Source organism: Anabaena sp. 4-3 (assembly GCF_001597745.1).
GTDB lineage: Bacteria > Cyanobacteriota > Cyanobacteriia > Cyanobacteriales > Nostocaceae > Trichormus.
Genome location: NZ_LUHJ01000068.1, coordinates 210,961 through 231,080, shown reverse-complemented (window position 1 = coordinate 231,080; position 20,120 = coordinate 210,961). Strand labels below are relative to the sequence as shown.

Below are 20,120 nucleotides of genomic sequence, written 5' to 3'. Positions count from 1 at the left end.
CTCTCGCAGGGAAGAGAGGACTTTAGTCTTCGTCATATCTTGCACAATTCTCAATAAGCGTCAGCCGATGCACTGCCAACAACATAAAACTCAGCGTCTTAGCAACTTGCAAGCAATGCCCACCCTACAAAAATTGTTATCAAGCAACAGGTATAAAAAAATCAGGACTAAAGTCCTTACTACGAACCTAGAACAACTACACAGTAAATTTTCACGACTTAGCTAGGCGTTCATCGAGTTGAGCTAAAGCAGCCCCAGCAACTTCGGCGATGATGCTGATGAGACGATACAAAGCGATCGCACTAATTACCACTGCCGAGGGAAAGCGATGTTGTAAAATGGCGATCGCAGTCACTTCAAACACACCCAACCCCCCAGGCGCGCCGGGAACTACAAACCCCAACAACCAAGCAAAACTAAAAGCACCTAATAATAAAGGAATTTGACTGAAATTTAAGGGCATCAGCGCAAACACAGTTAAAATAAAGCCCATACCCCGCAGTATCAAAAATATCAACTCTCCTAATAATGGTCGTAGGGGATAGCGTGCAATACTAACAGTAGCACTGGGCTGGGTGGTAGACTTCTTCGCCTTTAATTTAGACAAAACCCTAATTACAGGGTTTAAAAACCGGGGATGCACTCCACACAGTATGATTGCCAAACATAGCAACTGTATTCCTGGTAAAGTCAAAGTAATATTAGTAGCTGCAAATTGACTACCGAATAAAACAACTATGATTAAAGCCGCCGCCGCCATTAGTAACGGTTCTAGTAAAACGCTGAGAGTAGCTACACCCGTTGCAATATTGGCATTTTTCGCCGCCACAATGCGCCCGTAGTGATGCCACACATTACCCGGTAAATACTTGGCGACGTTGGTTTTGAGATATACTTGGATAAATTGGCTAGATGGTACTGGTTGATTTAACTCTTGCAAAATCCAAGTCCATATCCAACCTGCCCAGGTATGCGCTAATAAAGTCACACCAGTTGCGATCGCTAAAATTGACCATCCCACTTCATCAATGCGGATAGCTGTCACCTCAGCCCAGTTATCCTTTAAGGCTTTACCTACAAAAACTAACGTTATCCCTAAAATTAACCAGCGTAAAATTTGCTTGAGTTTGATAGTCATTTAACAGCCAAAATACCCAAAGCTAATACCAATTCTCTATGAAGTTGCACCAAATCAATGACGTAGAGACGTTGCATACAACGTCTCTACAGTGCGAAATACAGAGCATCTTCATCAAGAAACGGTATGAGTATATATCAAATCTTAAGATAAATCAGCTAAAAACAGATTCTGTCTAAAATATTGTTTTGTATATATCTTCCATGTAAGTATATTTTTTGACTAATTCTTTTTTAGATAATTTTAGCAACTACAAAAATAAATTAATATAATTTATTTAACAATTAATTTTTAATCAATTTGGCAAAATCATAGCAATATAAATAATTAAAAACAGTAAGTCAGTCAGAGAAAAATTAAAAAAAGCAAGGAAACCTCCGTACTGACTGCAAGAATTTTGAATTTTGAATTTTGAATTCGGAGCGCAGCGACGTGACACACCCTAGCAATACCAAATTAGGGATAATGTATTTTGAGATTTCACCAGATATTTAATCCTCTCTCTCCATAGTTAGATAAAATTGGCACATTTTGGGTAAAAATGATGTGACTTACGCTAGAGGACAAGCCAGATTTTACCTTCTAACATGAATAATTGTTGAGCTTAAAACAATATGCAATTCTCTGCTTATTTATTCTCTATAAATAAGCGAGTCAGCTTGTATTTAGTGAAAAGGAGGAAGTAATGAAAAGTTTAATCTCCTTATGGAAAAAGCTAAGACCACGCCAAGTTTTAACTGTATTTTTGGCTAGTCTATTGTTAATATTTAGCACTGCTTGTACTCAAGCAAATCCTCAAGGTTCAAATCCTAGAAATCCTGCTGTACAGGCTGGTGGTGCTAATAATCCTTATAAGAATGGTGGAGACAACTATACCAAATATAGAATGTCTACTGACCCCAAAGTTCATCAAGGAAATGACAGCGCGAGCTTAGAAATAAATCCACAAGTTTTGATTGCTGCGAATAGAGAATCTGAAATACTCTACCCAGGAGCAGAAACACCCACAGGAAGAGTTCTCAAAGAAGGGGAATTACCAATCATTACTGAAGAAGATTACAAACAACCCAAACCAGGTGGTTTAATTCAGCGTGAACCAGATGTAGGGACTCGCATTCAAGAAAGAATTGGCACAGTGCAAGAAAACATTAAAGAAGCTTCTGGTTTTATCAAAGAAAAAGCAGACGAAGCCAGTGCTAGACCTGAGTTACAAAAGAATCCCGCAGTGGGTAGATAGAAATTTGGAAATTTGACACACCATCAAAATTTCATCTTGGTTTACTTTGAATCGATGCAAAAAAAATCAGGAGTTATATAATGAAAAAAGTGATTGATTGGGTAAAAAACCTTCGTCCTCTAAAAGTATTTGCAGTGTTCTTAGCAGGTGTTTTCCTGTTATTAGTACAAGCTTGCAACCGTCCAGGAATTGCAGCCCAGCCACCCCAACCCAGCGCACAACCACCTAATGTGGAAAAATATGACCCTACAAAAAGTTATCCTCTAAATGCGCCTCAAGGTGGGATGAACAATTTTAGTGATGTAGATCCCAGAGCGAGAGCAGAGGAAAAAGCAGCAGAAGCTAAAGCCAAAGCTTTGCGGGATATGGCTAAAAGAAACGTTGAGCAAAAAGGTATTGACAGCACAGAGCAATATGTCCGCAATTATCAGCAAGGTACACCTTTTGGTCAAAGAGTGAAAAACTTAGGTGAAGACATTGGTAGTTCTGCTGAAGAAGTGCGGGAAGGTGTTGTTAAAGGAACTCAACGCGGACTGGAAAATATTAGAGAAAACACCCAGAATGCTACTGAAGATGTGAGTAAGAGTGTTCAGCGTGGTGCAGAAGATACGAGCAGAAACATCCAGCGACGTGCTGAAGATGCAGCCGATACAGTTAACAGAACCATTAGAGACGCTGCTTGAGATTAGTTTTTAGGATGTGAGGATGTGTGTAGAGACGTTGTATACAACGTCTCTACATTACATTTATAGGGGTAAGGTTTAACACACATCTTGCACCTGTTCCTTGATGATAATTTTTGTAGGGTGGGCATTGCTTGCAACTTGCTGAAAGCCTTAGTTTTACCTCATCAGCAATGCCCACCTGACGCTTATTCAGAAAGGTGCAAGATATGACTTTAACCTACAGGTTGTGTTAAAGTGGATTGCCAAGTCTGGAGGGCGAGTTGGTGAATTTCTCGCCAAGGAAGATTGTATTTTCGGGCTAATTCGGCACAATCTTCGTATTCTGGCTGAACATTAGCAATACGTTTATTTGATGCTTGTCCTTGCCATGCTAGCTTAACTCGCACGCTGCCATATTTAGTTTCTACTTGTTGAATTTCTCTGGCTAAGATGCTGCGTTGCTGGGTAGTGCGACGGATGCCTAAAGTGGTGGTTTCGCGGAATAAAATAGTTTCACAATCGAGTAGGTTTTCGGGATGGCAAATCACGGTGAGTAAAATTCCTGGGCGGGATTTTTTCATCCCTATAGGTTGGGTAAAGACATCGACTGCACCAGCAGAAAATAAGGCTTCAAATACATAACCTATGGCTTGGGGGTTTAAATCATCAATTTGGGTTTCTAATACCGAGATGGTTTCTAGATTTGGGCTAGTTGTTGCAGTCTCCTTGAAATTTGACTGTGTACTAGGAGTTTCGCCCAGCCACAGGCGTAGTATATTGGGGATAGGTAAATTGATTGTTCCTGCTCCTAATCCTATCTGTTTGATGGTAATTGGGGGTGTAGCACCAAAGTCTTGTGCTAGAGTGGTAGCGATCGCCGCTCCTGTTGGTGTCACCAGTTCCCGATCAATACCATTACTATAAACAGGACAATGCCGCATTTCCCATAACTTCAAAACGGCTGGAACTGGTACAGCCATTTCACCGTGGGCAGCGTGTACAGTTCCCCCACCCGTAGGTAATGGTGAACAATAGAGTAAAGGTAAACCTGTGGCATCGCTATCAATACCCAACCAATCTAAACCTAAGCAAGTGCCAACAATATCGACAATTGCATCCACAGCACCCACTTCATGAAAATGCACCTTCTCTGGAGCAATTCCATGTACAGCCCCTTCAGCTACCGCCAATTGCCGAAATACAGCCAAACTCCAAGCCTCAGCCCGTGATGGTAAACCAGCTTTGAGAATCATTTGCTCAATTTCTGGTAAGTGACGGCCATGATGGTGTTCGTGGTGATGATGGTGGTGATGGTGATGCTTTACTAAATCTACATCAACTTTAGTCGCTTGCTGACCATTTTTTTGCACCAGTTCCGCCCTTAACTGATATTCTGAGGCAATTCCCAAATTATTGAGGTTTTCGGTTAAATATTCTAAGGGAACACCTAAACTAACTAAAGCTCCCAAGCACATATCACCGGAAATCCCCGTAGGACATTGAAGATAAGCTATTTTGCTCATAAAAGTAGATTATTCAACTAGGTGTTGGCCTTACACAATTATTGTGATCTCATCTGTAACAATTCATTGCACTAAATTAAGGAATTGCCCGTCTGTGTAAATATGTGCAACGCTTAAGTTTAAATTTTCCCTTGAACACCGACTGTTACCTAAAACTTTTATGGCAAAAATTATCTCCGTCCATCCTGAAAATCCCCAAAGTCGCAGAATAGAGGAAATAAGGGCTGCGCTCTCTAGTGGCGCGGTGATGCTTTATCCTACAGATACAGTTTATGCAATTGGTTGTGATTTAAACGTCAAGTCTGCGGTGGAAAGAGTGCGGCAAATTAAGCAGCTAGCAAACGATAAACCACTGACATTTTTGTGTCCTTCACTGTCAAATGTAGCTACTTACGCCTTTGTCAGTGATACAGCCTACCGGATGATGAAGGGACTTATCCCAGGAACATATACATTTTTGCTACCTGCTACTAAGTTAGTACCGAAATTAGTACAAAGTCCTAAACGCAAAACTACCGGGATTCGCGTACCAAATCATAACGTTTGTTTAGCATTACTGGAAGCTTTAGGAAATCCGATTATTTCGACTTCAGCCCATCTCCCACCCGATGTGGTAGAGGATGGCAAAGTTAGTTTCGATGCAGAACTGGGATTGTCACGCGTGGAGTTATTTGATCGTTTGGATAAATTAGTAGATGTAATCGTAGATACAGGTCAAGAACCCACAGATCAAGTATCTACGATTTTGGACTTAACGGGTGATCAGCCAATGATTATCAGACGGGGTTTAGGTTGGGAAGCAGTATCAGCGTGGGTTGACAATTGAACTTGATAGCCTCCCCCGTCGGTTGCCTTGATCATGCCAAAAATTACTGTTTGGCGTTGATCATACCTACAATCACTGAGACTGGACACCAGAAGTTGGCAGAGATTGAGACATATTAAGCTTTTTAGCCATTTTGAAGGCAAAGCAAATAGGCTTATGTTAATCTCTATTCGGTGGTTCGTGAAAAAAGCGACACACTACCGTCTATGTAACTTTTTTTGATTGTCTACTGTCTGATATATCAGCAGTGCTTGTTATGGGCAACTCAGCCTGTTATCAGGTACTGTTCGGCCATTGCATTCAGGTGCAACACCACACCCAGGAAGAGTCATGAAACTAAACTTTGCAAATCTACCAACCTCCGCATCTGCTTTTGCCAAAGAAGTAGCTACCACACAATCACCCACTACAGATGCTTTACTCCAACAACTGTGTCAGGAAATGCAAACTCAGGTTAAAGCATCCTCTAGGTGTATAGAAGCCGTAGCGCAAAGGATTGCTAAAGAAGTTGAGCGTATTTGTGATAAAAGTTCGCGCATTCAAACCTCTGGCAGCGTTCAATCTTGGCAATTAACTTTATCGCGCCATCGCTTGCAAAAATGCCTCTATTATTATCAACTCGGTTCAAGACGCGGACGGGTGGAACTACATAGTAGTTTGGGGGCGATGGTTTACCGCCATGTCACCGTCGCCGGTTCGGAGTTGGGATTTGATGGGCGTTACAGTTTGATTGAGGATTTTTTACAAGCGTTTTACATTGAGGCTATTAAAGCTTTTCGCCGAGAAAATGAACTACCGGAAGTTTACACCCCACGCACACAGTTACAACTAGCTGAGTACATGGCGTTTACAGAGCAGTATGCCAAGCGTCGGATTAATTTACCTGGTGGCAGTAATCAACAATTAATTATCTTACGCGCTCAAGGTTTTGCCCGTCGTCAGCCTCAAGAAACAACTGTAGATATTGAAATGGCTGTAGAATCTGCCAAAGGAGAGGAGGCGGAATCTTACCTACGGAACTCGGCAGTACAACAAATTAGATCACAGATGATTGCTCAAGCTAATTTTGATCCATCTGAAGATTCCGAACGCGATCGCGTGATTGCCGAATTAGTCAATTACTTCGAGTCGCAAGGGCAATCTGACTGTGTAGATTATCTCACGTTGAAACTGCAAGACCTTTCTGCCCCCGAAATTGACGAAATTCTCGGTCTTACTAGCCGTCAGCGCGACTATCTCCAACAACGTTTTAAATATCATGTCCAAAAGTTTGCCAAGCAACATCATTGGCAATTAGTGCATCAATGGCTAGGTGCTGGTTTAGAACACAAGTTGGGTTTGTCTGCCCAGCAGTGGCAAACTTTTGTTAATACCCTATCACCAGAACAACAGCAATTATTAGAATTGAAAACGGCAAGTTACGCTGATCAAGCGATCGCTAAAACTCTCAAATGTACCCCCAAGCAACTGCAAAAGCGTTGGACTCAACTGCTAGATACAGCCTGGGCTATCCGCAACGGTAATAATGAAATGCAAACAGGCTAAATTTGCCACAAACTCACTACATTTCATCAGTGTTTTGTCTCTGAGTTACAGACATTATTACCAATAAATTACATCTACACCCATCTGCATAACGTCACAATTTCTGTATTTTTAGGTTCGAGTTATAGTAATTATGTACTATAGATTGGGGAATCTATAGGCGTTGTTTCGTGGGCGAAATCAAGCCTGTGTCAACATGTCGATGCGTTCGGTTGTTTGGGTTTCCCTGTGTAGAAACAATCCCCGAAATAGAATTTCGGTGAGTGTCAAAGCCCCATAGATTACAATAGGGAAGATAAAATTGATCAAAACAAACTTTTATTCTATAACAAGGCAGTCTCAATCAAAATGTTTGACGGATTTTGGGATAACGTTTTTCGCTACCCCCGCTACTTGATTACTATCATCTTAGGCATTATGCTCAACACCTTTGAGCCGCTATTCCCACTATTAAAACGTCCAGTTACCTTAGTGGCTCTTTTGGGTTTAGTCGTGGGTGGCTTGGCATTCATCACGTTTACTTTACGGGCAATGCTGGGCTTGAGTACAATCTAGATTAAGACTATACTGTGGCTTGGTCTGAAAAACAGGGTTTGTGTTGTCAGCTTCTTGTGCTGCCCTCTCTAACCTCAAGAAAGTTGTTGTTGTCTAACCTCTATGGGGAGGCAGGATTTATATGGCTACAAATCGCCGCGTTTCCCGTGTTGCTGAATTGATTAAACGGGAAGTTAGCCAAATGCTGATCAACGGGATTAAGGATGATCGTGTTGGTGTAGGCATGGTAAGTGTAACTGATGTCGATGTCTCAGGGGATCTCCAACACGCCAAAATCTACGTCAGTATATATGGTACAGAGGAAGCCAAGGCCGAAACAATGGCTGGTCTGAAGTCAGCCACAGGTTTTGTGCGTAGCGAATTAGGGGCGCGGGTGCGATTGCGTCGCACTCCCGAAGTGATTTTTATCGAAGATCGTTCGATTGAGCGGGGAACTAAGGTGCTATCCCTATTAAACCAACTCCAGTATGAGCGATCGCACCATGATCCCAATGAAAGTGATCAAGAAGTCGCAGAATAAATAACCGCTACCAAAGTGTCACCAGCAAACAATTAATCACCGTATCATTCCCCAACCATTTGACAGATGCGACTGGCTCGCGTCTGTTTCAATGTGACTGGATATCAGGAAGCAGAGGCAGCAGAGGAGAAAAACTTTTACCAATGACTAATGACTAATGACTAATCACTATTGGGGGTGAGAACCCCTAAACCTTTACTGGCTAAAAATGTTACGATTCGTTCACAAACAAATTCACCCAATTTCATCTCCTAATAACGAATCTGACTGCAAAAATCTCTATTTTGTTCACAATTGACCATTCTACAGAAATTTACTGACATCCCAGATGTTATGAAAAGATGACTTAAGTCATAATTACAACACATAAGGCTGACTAGCTATACCTCAAGTTGGATATGCCCTGATTTACATACTGTTACTCTAGAAACATCTAGTTTTAACCTGCGACAGATGTTAAGTTCTCCGAATCAGTTAGTCAGCAACATGGTTTGTTCCAGAAATTCCGGACTTACACAACGAGACTGCAAGGCTCACGGGAGAGCGTAAGCTGATGTTTCGGTTTCATCCGTAAGTTCATAAAATTATTAAATTATGGCACTTTCACATCTAGCTAGTGTAAGGTAGCCCTTAACTTGACTATACATTGACGTTGGCTAGAAATTTTGGGTCTGTTCAGCAATGAATATAGCTCCAAATTTCTAGAGATAGTTCTAGTGTGATGATTTGTGTTTTAGGGATGTGCTTTATGGACTTTGTTTTGTCGCCTCCCCAATTGTGCTTCAGTTTGCAAACAGCTTCAGTGTCAGGATTGCTGCATCCACAATGAATTGTTTGCTTGTTTGCCAGCAATCACTGGGGATTGGTAAGCTACACTATGCTCATAATGTCAGAATAATTTGACATATTTAACATTTATTTACATAATTTGAGAGGGTATAGCGTCAAAATGAAATTAGTTCCGTATAGCAAAATACAAAACCCTAAGCGCAAGTCTAATGCCTGTGATATTTCCCATAATGAACGGGAAAACTGTTTACGTGTAAATTTTGTGAGTAAAAACCATGAGTGTGAATACGGTACCCTCTATAAATTACTATTCTCTAGATGTAATTCAGGAAGAAGCACGCCGACTGGTACAAAAAGGAATGATTAGCCGACAGCAGCCAATATATACACTTTGTCAGTACATTCCAGCGCGAGAGTGGGTTTGTGTGGAATGTGAGTTGGAGAAGTGCGATTTCTTATTACGCGATCGCATTGGCGACCTGATTGGTCGTGAAGAGTGGGACAATGACTAATCAAAGATAATTCCAGGGTTGATTTCAGATTTTGGAGCCACTGCCTGACAAAAAGCAGTTGCTAGCCAGATACCGCAGGGTAGCCTCCGGCTGTTGGGGGTTTTCCGTTGTGGTAATTGGCATGATGGGGAGTTAACGTTGGATGAGTAAATATGGCAACTCACGGTTTATTAACAAGCTGAGGGGATAATCTCTGTTTTTAATCCCGCCTTCCCAATCCAGAATCTCAAATTGATCATTAAAGCTCAAGTTTTTTCGTCTGATTTGTCCAACTTTTCAGATAAAAAACCAATAGAAAAAAGTTTTTGTGTAAATCCGGTATTTGAGCTTGAGTATTTTGCTTAAATTTAAGACTGGAGCAGTTTTTTAAGATGAAACTGCTCCTTAATTTTTGATTAATACCTGAGTAGGAAGTTAGGACTCACGCAAGTGTCACACTCAATATCTATATGTAGAGTGCGTCAGCCTGCATCAATCCTGAGAATAAACTTGTGTTTGGCATCTGACGCACCCTACTAATGTACCAGTTGCGTATATGTCGTGGAAGTCTTAACCAGTATGCTGCTCTAAATACTGGTTAACGTCTTCCATCAGGCGGGTAAGTTCAGCTTCTGTAGTTAAACGGATGTTGATATCACGCACGGTGAGCAATACTTTGGCTGCAAAAGGTGTAGGCCAAATATTAGGATTACAGAAAATTTCTAAAAATACCTCTCCAGTGTGACGATATTCTAATGGGGGTTGAGGAGAGACTTTACCAGAGGTAGGTTTTGTCGCCACCGCTTTCAGGCGTTCCATCAACTGGGCGATCGCAGCTTTTAATTCTTGTGCTGCTGGCGGTGAAAAATTGAAAGACACAGAACCTTCAACCAGGTTCAGCGTCAGAGGCGTAGAAGGCATAAGCTGTTGATTATCAGTAATGTCATATCTGGCACCATTCTCAATAACCTCCAGGCGATGCACAGCCAACAACTTAAAACTAAGGTTCTTAGCAGCAGACAAGCAATGCCCACCCTAGAAAAATTATTATCAAGGAACAGGTGCAAGATGTCAATAATTGTACCGAATCTAGGTTAAATCGAGTTTGTGCATATCGCTAAACCTTCTCAATCAAATATCTCGGAGATTAATCCTAAAAATATGCTGTTATCTCCAAATTCTCTCCCAATATTTCTTAATGCCATAGTATTTTTTAGTAAAAATTAATATCAATAAATAGGCTGGATTTTTGAGGATTATAGCGATATATCATCCTGACAGCGTAAGACTTTGATACAATTGATTAGTGTTTAACCTTTGATATTAGGAGTACACTGAGAAGTCATAGAAGAGAGTATTAAAAATTATCTATGACTTACGATAACCGCGCTGAAGTCAGAAAGGTTTTAATCATTACCCTAGTCCTCAACTTGTTTGTTATGGGACTCAAAGCATTTGTCGGCTACTTTACAGGTTCTCTGAGCTTGTTAGCTGATGCTTTGCATAGTGTGACAGATAGTGCCAACAATATTTTAGGATTGGTTGCGAGTAAGTTTTCTTCGCCATACCCAGATCGTGAGCATCCCTATGGACATCATAAGTTTGAAGCTGTGGGAGCATTGGGAATTGCGGCGTTTTTAGGAATTGCTTGTTTTGAAATTCTCCAAGGAGCGATTGAGCGTATTCTCAAACAAGGTGGTGAACCTGTCAGAATTTCACCGCCTGAGTTGTGGTTACTGCTAATTGTCTTAGGTGTGAATATTTTTGTCGCGTTTTATGAGCGCAATGTGGGTAAGCGGGTAGGTAGTCAAATTTTAATCGCTGATGCTACCCATACTATGAGTGATGTGTGGGTGACAATCTCAGTGATTGGCGGTTTGATTGGGGTTTGGTTAGGTTATCAATGGCTGGATATACTGCTAGCCTTTCCGGTGGCGTTGCTGGTATTTTGGAGTGGTTGGTCAGTGTTAAAAGAAAATTTACCTTGGCTTGTGGATGCAATGGCGATCGCACCGGAAGCAATACACGCGATTGCAACTGCTGTTCCTGGGGTAATTAACTGTCATGATATTGCCTCACGGGGTATTCTCGGCCGTCAAGTCTTTATCGAAATGCACTTGATTGTGGATGCGCCGGATGTAGAAACAGCGCATCGCATCACCGAACAAGTAGAACGGCAACTAGAAACACGCTTCAGCCCAGTGAGGATTGTTATTCACGTTGAGCCACCAGCATATCAGTCAGAAAAAATTAGCTTTGAGCAGGGAGCGAAATAGTTACGGTAACAGGCAAAGCCCCTTTCTTGCCCATCGCTACAATTTTTTGAGCAAATAATTAATTCAATTATCGTAACTAATCTTAACAAAAGTTCATTCTTTTTAATTTGCCATAAACAGAGATTTACGTACAAAAAAGCAGGTTTTTCAAATAACTAATAGTAAAAAGTAGAGATGTGGTTAATTATATCTGCACTAATTGTTATCCTGAGAAGAGATACCGTTATTAATGAAAACGAATTAGGATAGTAATAATACTCTAATTTCAATACTAAATTACAAGTATATTCAAGTCAGTATGAGGACTGAAAGGTGAGCGATAACAATATTACAATGCCATTTACCGTAGATGTCAGCAACTGTAATAAAGAGCCAATTCATATTCCTGGACATATTCAGCCTCATGGTGTGCTTTTCGCCTTAGAAAAATCAGAATTAACCATTTTACAAGTTAGTAATAATAGCCGGGAAATATTTGGCATACATCCAGAGGAATTACTCAACAAGAGTTTAGATTTATTGCTAGATGTAGAACAAATTAATTTATTCAAAGAGTGTTTAGATCAAGAAGATTTACCAATTATTAATCCTATCGAGTTTAGTATAAAAATAGGAGAGAACATTGTTAATTTCGATGCGATAATTCATCGCTCTAATGGATTATTGATTTTAGAGTTAGAACCGAACTTATCTGATAAAAACAATGCCTTTTTCAAGTTTTATCACTTAGTCAAGCTAGCAATGCTGAGAATCCAAGGAGCCACTAATGTTAATGAACTCAGTCAAATATTAGCTAAAGAAATCAAAAAAATGACTGGCTTCGACCGCGTGATGGTTTATCGCTTTGATGAAGATTGGCATGGTACTGTGATTGCGGAAGAAAAACCGGAATACCTGACAACTTATTTAGGGTTACATTACCCTGCGTCTGATATTCCTCCACAAGCCAGAAAGCTATACACAGAAAATTTACTCAGACTAATTCCAAATGCTCACTATCAACCAGCCGCCCTTTTACCAATAAATAACCCTTTAACGAATCAGCCTTTAGATTTAAGTGGCTCAGTATTGCGGAGTGTGTCGCCATTGCATATTGAATATATGCAAAATATGGGCGTAAGGGCTTCTATGTCCATTTCAATCATGAAAAATAAAAAATTATGGGGGTTAATTGCTTGTCATCATCAATCACCAAAATATATTCCTTATGAAATTCGTAGTGCTTGCGAATTTTTAGGACAAATGACTTCTGTAGAAATGGGTGCTAAAGAAGAAAGCGAAGATGCTGAAGCCAAAATTCAAGCGAAATCTGTGCATAGTAAGTTAGTAGAATATATGTCAGTAGAAAACAACTTTATTGACGGGTTGATCAAATATCAACCAAATATTCTGAACTTAGTGAATGCAGAGGGGGCGGCAATTTGTTTTAATGGGCAATATTTTACTGTGGGTAATGCTCCTACAAAAGAAGATATTGATGATTTAGTAGAGTGGATTAATCAAAACCTGCATGAAGAAATCTTTTACATTGATTCATTAGCAACAGTTTATCCAGAAGCGGAAAAATTACGGGATGTAGCCAGTGGTTTAATTGCCCTTTCGATTTCCAAAACACAGAAAAACTATGTTTTATGGTTTCGTCCCGAAGTAGTGAGAACTGTTAATTGGGGTGGTAATCCTCATAAACCTGTAGAAATCACATCAAATGGTAGTGTGCGTCTTTCACCACGTAAGTCTTTTGAATTGTGGAAAGAAACCGTACTGATGAAGTCACTACCTTGGAAGTCTTATGAAGTGAATGCAGCACTAGAGTTGAGAAGTGCGATTATTGGTGTGGTGCTACGTAAGGCTGATGAATTAGCAGAATTAAATATAGAATTAGAACGCAGCAATAAAGAATTGGATGCTTTTGCTTATATTGCATCACACGATTTGAAAGAACCACTCAGGGGGATTCATAATTACTCTAACTTCCTCATTGAAGACTATGGTGATCTTCTCAATGAAGAAGGTAAGGAAAAATTAGGGACTCTGATTCGTTTGACTCAGAGAATGGAGGATTTAATTGATTCACTACTACATTTTTCACGGTTGGGAAGGGTTGATCTTTCCATGCAGCCGACTAACTTAAATGATGTAGTGCATCGAATTTTAGATATGTTAAGGCCGCGCATTGAGGAGACAGGTGTAAGAATTCATATTCCTAGACCGTTACCGACAGTGTACTGCGATCGCATCCAGATTGGCGAAGTCTTCAGTAATTTAATTGTTAACTCCATCAAATACAACGATAAAGCTGAGAAATGGATTGAGATTGGGTATTTAGACAATCTACCACGACCAATCACATTCTACGTGCAGGACAATGGTATTGGTATTCGGGAAAAACACTTTGAGTCAATTTTCCGTATTTTTAAACGCTTGCACGGGCCAAAAAAATACGGTGGTGGTACAGGAGCCGGGCTGACCATAGCCAAAAAAATTGTCGAACGGCATGGTGGTAAAATTTGGGTGGAGTCTGATTATGGTCAAGGCACCACTTTCTATTTTACATTGGATAGTTAATCATCTTTGGGCATTGGTATTGTAAAACATCAACTAACTTGTCTCCCTTCCTCCCCTAACCATTAAACCCTACACAAGCTACTGGGCTGCATTCGGGAAACCCCCCTACGCCAGTGGCTCTCCTACACTTCTACACGGCTACACCCCTAAAATCCCTTGTCCATGATTGGCAATATTGCCCAACCTTTACTGATAATTGAAGACAGCGACGAAGACTTTGAAGTTTTGCGGCGCATCATGCAGAGAGAAACTGTGTTAAACCCGATTTTTCGTTGTAGTGATGGTGATGAGGCTCTAGATTTTCTTTACCATACAGGAGATTACAGCGATGCCAAAACAGCCCCGCGTCCTTCAATTATTCTGCTGGATCTGAATTTGCCAGGAACCGATGGGCGAGAACTGATAGCCCAAGTCAAGCAGGATCAAGACTTGAGGCATATTCCCATAATTGTGCTGACAACATCTTCTAATCCCAAAGATATTGAAATATGTTACCGCTACAGTGTTGCTAGTTATATACTCAAACCAATTGATATTAATCGATTGGTGAAAACAATTCACACTTTTTTAACTTACTGGTTAGATATTGTGATTCTTCCTGATGCTCTTAGCAAGTAGTCATGGCGCAACCGCTAACTCTTTTAATCATTGATGATTCTCCTGAAGATCGCGAAGTTTATCGTCGCTATCTCCAGCAAGACCAAGAGCATTGCTATACAATTATTGAACAAGAATCAGGAGAAGAAGCGTTGGCATTATGTCAGCAGTTTCCACCTGATGGGATTTTACTAGACTTTTTACTCCCAGACTTAGATGGGCTGGAATTTTTGGCAGAACTACAAAAGTCTGTCAAGGAAGCTATGCCAGCCGTGGTTATGTTGACAGGTTACGGGAATGAAGAGCTTGCTGTCCAAGCGATGAAAAGTGGTGTCCATGACTATTTAGTTAAAGGACAGACAACCGCAGAGCGTTTGCGCTCAACTCTGATCTCAGCTATTACAAAAGCGCAGTTAAGCGCAGAACTCCGCCGCAGTCAGGAACAACTGCGGGAAAGTCAGAAGTTTATCGAACGCATTGCGGAAACAACTCCGGGAATTTTGTATGTTTACGACCTAGTTGAACAACGGAATGTTTATCTTAATGGTCAGGTAGTGAAACTGCTGGGTTACAGTTGCGAATCAATTCAAGCTTTGGGGGCGGAATTTTTACCTCAACTCATGTATCCTGACGATTTGGTGCAACTTCCTCATGTATTCCACCGCTTTAACTCGGCTGGGGATGACGATGTTATAGAACATGAGTATCGAATGCGACACGCCAACGGCGAATGGCGTTGGTTTTGCAGTCACAATTCTGTATTCACTAGGAATGCTGACGGTTCACCCCGGCAAATAGTTGGTACAGCTTTTGATATTACTGGACGCAAGCAGATAGACAAAGAATTGCGTGCGAGTAATGAGCGTTTCCGACTGGCAGCCGCAGCAGTCAATTCTCTGATCTATGACTGGAATGTTGAGACAGATTATGTCACGAGAACTCAAGGGTTGACTCGGATTTTAGGTTATTCTTTAGAGGAAGCAGAACCCACCTCTCAATGGTGGCTAGAAAGAATTCATCCTGAAGATCGAGATGTTGCTTGGCAGCAATTCCAAAGTATAGTTGCAAAGCAAAATCTTTATGCAATTGAGTATCGAATACTTCACAAGCATAATTATTATGTTTATGTCTTAGATCAGGGTTTAATTACCAGAAATCAACTAGGTAAACCCGTGCGGGTAGTAGGGAGTACAACTGATATTAGCGATCGCAAGTACGCGGAAGCCGCTCTACGCCAAAGTGAAGAACGCTACCGCTATTTGTCTAATGCTATACCGCAACTTGTTTGGATCACCAATACTCAGATTGAATGCGTGTACGTTAATCAACGATGGCATGAATTCACAGGGATGACAATTGAGCAAGCAAGCGGTTTTGGTTGGAAAAAAGCCATCCATCCCGATGATATCGAGTCAGCTATTCAAGCATGGATGACAGCCACACAGACAGGAGAATCTTATGAACAAGAATTGCGCTATCAAAAATATGATGGTAGTTATCGTTGGCATTTAGCAAGAGCCGTCCCCATCAAAAATGAGCAAGGAAAAATTGTTGAGTGGTTTGGTACCAGTACAGATATAGATGATTACAAAAAATTAGAAGCGGAACGTGACTACCTGTTAACACAAGAAAAAGCTGCTCGTGCGGAAGCTGAAGCCGCTAACCAAGCTAAAGACGAGTTTGTGGCTATAGTATCTCATGATTTGCGATCGCCACTCAGTGCTATTCTCGGCTGGGCGCAAATACTACGTCATCGCCAGTTTGATGAAACTATTTTTAGCCGTGCGGTAGAGATTATTATACGTAATGCTCATGCACAGGGAAAACTCTTAGAGGACTTGCTAGATATATCTCGCATCTTGCGGGGTAACTTACAATTGGAATTTAGCGCAGTCAATTTGGCTGCAATTATTGGTGTGGCTATGGAGACTGCTTACCCATCAGCCCAAGCTAAAAATATTATTTTAGAGTCTGTAGTAGAGCCATCAGTACCAATGATCATTGGTGATGCCAACCGCTTACTACAAGTCTTAGGTAATCTTTTATCAAATGCGATTAAGTTTACCCCAGATCAGGGAACAGTCACCGTCCGGCTATTACGCAATGAATCCGAAGCCTACATCACAGTCACAGACACAGGTATGGGTATTAGCCCAGAGTTTTTACCCTATGTGTTTGAACGTTATCGTCAGGCAGATCGTCAACATAGACAAGGGGGTTTAGGACTAGGTTTAGCGATCGCTCGTCACATCATAGAATTACACGGCGGCACTATTCAAGTCACCAGTCCCGGCGAAGGAAAGGGAGCGACTTTCACGATTAAATTACCATTACAACCACCATAACCCCCAAATAAGTAGAGACGTTACACATAACGTCTCTACACAACTATAAAGTTAATAACACCCTATTGACTGAGCAACTATTCCCATTCAATAGTTCCAGGTGGCTTAGAGGTAATGTCAAACACCACGCGGTTGACACCCTTCACCTCATTGACAATGCGGTTAGAAATCACTTCCAGCACATCATAAGGGACACGCGCCCAATCGGCGGTCATACCATCTTCGCTCTTAACAATCCGTAACACAATCGGATGGGCATAGGTGCGTTGATCACCCATTACGCCTACACTATGAATTGGCAACAAGACAGCGAATGCTTGCCAGTATTCATTATATAAGCCACGTTGGTTAATTTCTTGCCGCACAATCAAATCAGCGTCGCGCAGAATGTTCAACCGTTCGGCGGTGACTTCGCCCAAAATGCGAATTGCTAAACCAGGGCCGGGGAATGGTTGCCGTTGGACAATTTCTTCTGGTAAACCAATAGAACGTCCTACTTTGCGGACTTCATCTTTAAATAGTTTCCGCAGAGGTTCTACCAACTTAAATCTTAAGTCTTTAGGTAAACCACCGACGTTGTGATGGCTCTTAATTTTCACTGCTACCCGTTCCCCGGTTTGCGGATCAACGTTGGTGTCAGCAGATTCGATGACATCAGGATAGAGAGTTCCTTGAGCTAGATAATCAAAGGGGCCAAGCTCTTTTGATTTCTCCTCAAATACACGGATAAACTCGTGTCCAATGCGACGGCGTTTTTCTTCGGGGTCGGTGACTCCTGCCATAATTGCCAGGAAGCGATCGCGGGCGTTAACATACTCTACCGGAATGTGGAACTGTTCTTGGAACAACTTCACCAACCTTTCTGGCTCATACTTCCGCATAAAGCCTTGGTCAATAAACATACAGGTTAGCTGGTCGCCAATCGCTTTATGTAGCAAGAAAGCCAATGTGGAAGAATCAACCCCACCAGATAACGCCAAAAGTACGCGCTTATCGCCAACTTTGGCGCGAATTTCCCGCATAGATTCCTCTACGAATGCGGCTGTAGTCCAGGTAGGTTCGCATTCGCAAATATGATAAACAAAGTTGCGAATTAAGGCTAAACCGCCGATAGAATGTACAACTTCAGGATGGAATTGTACACCATACAGTTTTTTGTCGTGGTCAGCAATGGCAGCACAGGGAGTATTATCTGTATGGGCTAGCAATTCAAACCCTGGTGGCATTTTAGTCACAGAATCACCGTGACTCATCCACATAGTAGTACCATCTTCGACGTTAGTCAGGAGGTCTGTGGGGTCATCAATATATAGTGCAGCTTTGCCATACTCGCCTCTGTCAGCTTGAGCCACTTCCCCGCCGAGTTGGTTCACCATTAGCTGCATCCCGTAGCATACACCCAGCATGGGAATTCCTAAATGCCAAATTTCTGGGTCGCAGTGGGGTGCGCCATGACTATAAACTGAGTTAGGCCCACCAGAGAGAATAATCCCCTTGGGATTCAGTTGTCTTAGTTGCTCGGCTGTAGTGCGATAAGAAAGAACTTCCGAGTATACTTGAGTTTCACGGATGCGACGGGCAATCAATTCGGAATATTGAGAGCCGAAGTCTAAAATAACAATCATTTGACGCTCAAGCCGCCCAAATTCTTCTCCTGTTTGTGGGGCTTGTTCGGTTGGTAGAGTCACCACGGTATTCATAACGGGGAAAGTGTGAGTTTAGTAGATGTCGCTCTGTGTTCTAGGTGTTTTACCATTATGTACTGCTTGGTTAGGCAGAAAATGGTAGATCAGACTGTGACAAACGCTAGGTAGAATGCGCTTGCTTGGTCAATACTTTAGGTATTAAAAAGTATAAATTACCCTAGGGTAGCTACTGAAAAAGTTATTTATTGGAATTATTTATGATTATTCATATTAAATTAACATAAATTTCCAATTATGTTACAAGCAGTTTTGCTTTTGACGATAATTTGGCGATCGCGATCAAATAAAATCGAGCCACAGACTGTGATTGCTTGGCTTTGGCTGCTGTGACTGTGGATGTATTCTTGGCAGCGAGCATCAATAGTGTGGGCGATCGCATTGTAAACTGAGTTCACCCAATCACTACCCGTAGACTTATCTAAGACTCTTAAATGTTTTAGTGCAGCTTCTGCCGTCGGACTGTGAAACACTACCTCTAAATCTTCCTTGCTTAAACCAGCCAAAGCACAGTGAGATGTTAAAATTTCCCGTCTACCATCAGCTAGATGATGGTGGGTGTGAAAAATCCCACCCGCCAACTTCATCAGCTTACCGTGATAGCCAAACAATAAGATTTCTTTAACCCCTAACCTGTCAGCTTCGACTAACATCGGCCCTAACCAATTAGCAGTTTTTACCAATCTTTCGGGGTTAATACCGATTTTTGGGGCTAAATCTAAACCATTCTCGCCAATGCAAAACACCAGACTCTCAAAAACCCTAGCCTTTTGTTGTAACTGAGTCCGAAAAGATTCTAACTGTTCAGGTGTACTTAAAGGTTGAGAAATTCCAGAGGTTCCGAGTAAAGAAAGTCCTTCCACCACACCAAAAGCCGCATTAGAGGTACGAACAGCGAGCGATCGCCCCTCTGGTAAGATAATAGTCACCGTAATTTTTTCATCTGCTGCTAATAATCGCGATAAATTTGTTTGCAGCAGCCTGTGAGCATAACCATAAATAGCTGCTTGATTATCAGCATTGACTTGCTTACCAATTCCCTCTCCACCTTGAATAGTGACTTGCTCACCCGCAACTGTTCCCCATGACACCACCGCCCAAACAGGGGTATTTTTAGTCAAATCCAGATTATCACCCGGATCACTGCGAGTAATAGCCAAAGCCATATTGTCAGATAGCCCTGCTACCTGTTCTATGGGAATATCTGCTATTTGTGCAGGTGTGATTAAATCTACCGTTGCCACTTGTAAAGGTTGACGGTGACGTAACCAATGCAAAGCCGCCACAGCACTAGCACAAGCAAAAACAGGTAAAGTATATCCTGAAGTCATTGGTCATTAGTCAT

General features: G+C 41.5%; 16 protein-coding genes. 11 read left to right on the top strand and 5 right to left on the bottom strand.

Annotated features, from left to right (window positions below; translation table 11 throughout):
* Positions 1-211 precede the first annotated feature (211 nt).
* Positions 212-1,138, bottom strand: a complete 927-nt coding sequence (locus tag A3775_RS20080) for a lysylphosphatidylglycerol synthase domain-containing protein (protein ID WP_066378295.1) — start codon at positions 1,136-1,138, stop codon at positions 212-214.
* A gap of 685 nt (positions 1,139-1,823) precedes the next feature.
* On the opposite strand from A3775_RS20080, the gene A3775_RS20075 reads away from it, so the two are divergent.
* On the top strand, positions 1,824-2,375 hold the full coding sequence (locus A3775_RS20075; RefSeq protein ID WP_066378297.1) for a DUF6658 family protein: 552 nt from the start codon (positions 1,824-1,826) through the stop codon (positions 2,373-2,375).
* Between the two features lie 80 nt (positions 2,376-2,455).
* Positions 2,456-3,058 carry a hypothetical protein gene (locus tag A3775_RS20070; RefSeq protein WP_066378299.1) on the top strand — a complete coding sequence of 201 codons (603 nt, stop codon included), beginning with the start codon at positions 2,456-2,458 and terminating at the stop codon, positions 3,056-3,058.
* Positions 3,059-3,273: 215 nt separating this feature from the next.
* Here A3775_RS20070 and larC read toward each other — a convergent pair whose 3' ends face one another.
* A complete protein-coding gene (larC, locus tag A3775_RS20065) occupies positions 3,274-4,563 on the bottom strand; it encodes a nickel pincer cofactor biosynthesis protein LarC (RefSeq protein WP_066378301.1) in 1,290 nt (429 codons plus the stop codon).
* A gap of 160 nt (positions 4,564-4,723) precedes the next feature.
* Between larC and A3775_RS20060 the strand changes: the two genes are divergently transcribed.
* The 5 genes from A3775_RS20060 (at position 4,724) to A3775_RS20040 (ending at position 9,310) form a co-directional block, all read left to right on the top strand.
* Entirely contained in the window at positions 4,724-5,389 is a 666-nt protein-coding gene (locus tag A3775_RS20060) for an L-threonylcarbamoyladenylate synthase (protein WP_066378321.1), read from the top strand.
* Between the two features lie 330 nt (positions 5,390-5,719).
* Positions 5,720-6,934, top strand: coding sequence for a HetZ-related protein (locus A3775_RS20055; RefSeq protein WP_066378329.1), 1,215 nt, complete (start codon positions 5,720-5,722; stop codon positions 6,932-6,934).
* Between the two features lie 348 nt (positions 6,935-7,282).
* Complete coding sequence (locus A3775_RS20050) at positions 7,283-7,489, top strand: DUF751 family protein (protein ID WP_066378331.1); 207 nt, start codon at positions 7,283-7,285, stop codon at positions 7,487-7,489.
* Positions 7,490-7,610: 121 nt separating this feature from the next.
* On the top strand, positions 7,611-8,009 hold the full coding sequence (gene rbfA / locus A3775_RS20045; RefSeq protein ID WP_066378334.1) for a 30S ribosome-binding factor RbfA: 399 nt from the start codon (positions 7,611-7,613) through the stop codon (positions 8,007-8,009).
* Between the two features lie 1,064 nt (positions 8,010-9,073).
* A complete protein-coding gene (locus tag A3775_RS20040) occupies positions 9,074-9,310 on the top strand; it encodes a DUF4327 family protein (RefSeq protein ID WP_066378336.1) in 237 nt (78 codons plus the stop codon).
* Positions 9,311-9,859: 549 nt separating this feature from the next.
* Here the strand turns inward: A3775_RS20040 and A3775_RS20035 are convergent.
* Positions 9,860-10,210 carry a hypothetical protein gene (locus A3775_RS20035; RefSeq protein ID WP_066378649.1) on the bottom strand — a complete coding sequence of 117 codons (351 nt, stop codon included), beginning with the start codon at positions 10,208-10,210 and terminating at the stop codon, positions 9,860-9,862.
* A 449-nt stretch (positions 10,211-10,659) separates the two neighbouring features.
* On the opposite strand from A3775_RS20035, the gene A3775_RS20030 reads away from it, so the two are divergent.
* The 4 genes from A3775_RS20030 to A3775_RS20015 all read left to right on the top strand — a co-directional run bounded on the left by A3775_RS20030 (position 10,660) and on the right by A3775_RS20015 (position 17,072).
* Positions 10,660-11,565 (top strand): cation diffusion facilitator family transporter, encoded by a 906-nt coding sequence (locus tag A3775_RS20030; protein WP_066378347.1) that lies wholly within the window; start codon positions 10,660-10,662, stop codon positions 11,563-11,565.
* Positions 11,566-11,877: 312 nt separating this feature from the next.
* The gene (locus A3775_RS20025; protein WP_082803803.1) at positions 11,878-14,130 is read left to right on the top strand and encodes an ATP-binding protein; all 2,253 of its coding nucleotides are present in this window, start codon (positions 11,878-11,880) and stop codon (positions 14,128-14,130) included.
* A 162-nt stretch (positions 14,131-14,292) separates the two neighbouring features.
* Positions 14,293-14,748, top strand: a complete 456-nt coding sequence (locus tag A3775_RS20020; protein ID WP_066426459.1) for a response regulator — start codon at positions 14,293-14,295, stop codon at positions 14,746-14,748.
* A gap of 2 nt (positions 14,749-14,750) precedes the next feature.
* A complete protein-coding gene (locus A3775_RS20015) occupies positions 14,751-17,072 on the top strand; it encodes a PAS domain-containing protein (protein WP_066426458.1) in 2,322 nt (773 codons plus the stop codon).
* Positions 17,073-17,149: 77 nt separating this feature from the next.
* Here A3775_RS20015 and guaA read toward each other — a convergent pair whose 3' ends face one another.
* On the bottom strand, positions 17,150-18,772 hold the full coding sequence (gene guaA, locus A3775_RS20010; protein WP_066426456.1) for a glutamine-hydrolyzing GMP synthase: 1,623 nt from the start codon (positions 18,770-18,772) through the stop codon (positions 17,150-17,152).
* 221 nt (positions 18,773-18,993) lie between these two features.
* Positions 18,994-20,106 (bottom strand): cobalt-precorrin-5B (C(1))-methyltransferase CbiD, encoded by a 1,113-nt coding sequence (gene cbiD, locus A3775_RS20005; RefSeq protein WP_066426452.1) that lies wholly within the window; start codon positions 20,104-20,106, stop codon positions 18,994-18,996.
* Positions 20,107-20,120 lie beyond the last annotated feature (14 nt).

Excerpts from the sequence above, each read along its gene's own strand:
- A3775_RS20080 (WP_066378295.1), bottom strand. The coding sequence starts at position 1,138 with ATGACTATCAAACTCAAGCAAATTTTACGCTGGTTAATTTTAGGGATA.
- A3775_RS20075 (WP_066378297.1), top strand. The coding sequence starts at position 1,824 with ATGAAAAGTTTAATCTCCTTATGGAAAAAGCTAAGACCACGCCAAGTT.
- A3775_RS20070 (WP_066378299.1), top strand. The coding sequence starts at position 2,456 with ATGAAAAAAGTGATTGATTGGGTAAAAAACCTTCGTCCTCTAAAAGTA.
- larC (WP_066378301.1), bottom strand. The coding sequence starts at position 4,563 with ATGAGCAAAATAGCTTATCTTCAATGTCCTACGGGGATTTCCGGTGAT.
- A3775_RS20060 (WP_066378321.1), top strand. The coding sequence starts at position 4,724 with ATGGCAAAAATTATCTCCGTCCATCCTGAAAATCCCCAAAGTCGCAGA.
- A3775_RS20055 (WP_066378329.1), top strand. The coding sequence starts at position 5,720 with ATGAAACTAAACTTTGCAAATCTACCAACCTCCGCATCTGCTTTTGCC.
- A3775_RS20050 (WP_066378331.1), top strand. The coding sequence starts at position 7,283 with ATGTTTGACGGATTTTGGGATAACGTTTTTCGCTACCCCCGCTACTTG.
- rbfA (WP_066378334.1), top strand. The coding sequence starts at position 7,611 with ATGGCTACAAATCGCCGCGTTTCCCGTGTTGCTGAATTGATTAAACGG.
- A3775_RS20040 (WP_066378336.1), top strand. The coding sequence starts at position 9,074 with ATGAGTGTGAATACGGTACCCTCTATAAATTACTATTCTCTAGATGTA.
- A3775_RS20035 (WP_066378649.1), bottom strand. The coding sequence starts at position 10,210 with ATGCCTTCTACGCCTCTGACGCTGAACCTGGTTGAAGGTTCTGTGTCT.
- A3775_RS20030 (WP_066378347.1), top strand. The coding sequence starts at position 10,660 with ATGACTTACGATAACCGCGCTGAAGTCAGAAAGGTTTTAATCATTACC.
- A3775_RS20020 (WP_066426459.1), top strand. The coding sequence starts at position 14,293 with ATGATTGGCAATATTGCCCAACCTTTACTGATAATTGAAGACAGCGAC.
- A3775_RS20015 (WP_066426458.1), top strand. The coding sequence starts at position 14,751 with ATGGCGCAACCGCTAACTCTTTTAATCATTGATGATTCTCCTGAAGAT.
- guaA (WP_066426456.1), bottom strand. The coding sequence starts at position 18,772 with ATGAATACCGTGGTGACTCTACCAACCGAACAAGCCCCACAAACAGGA.
- cbiD (WP_066426452.1), bottom strand. The coding sequence starts at position 20,106 with ATGACTTCAGGATATACTTTACCTGTTTTTGCTTGTGCTAGTGCTGTG.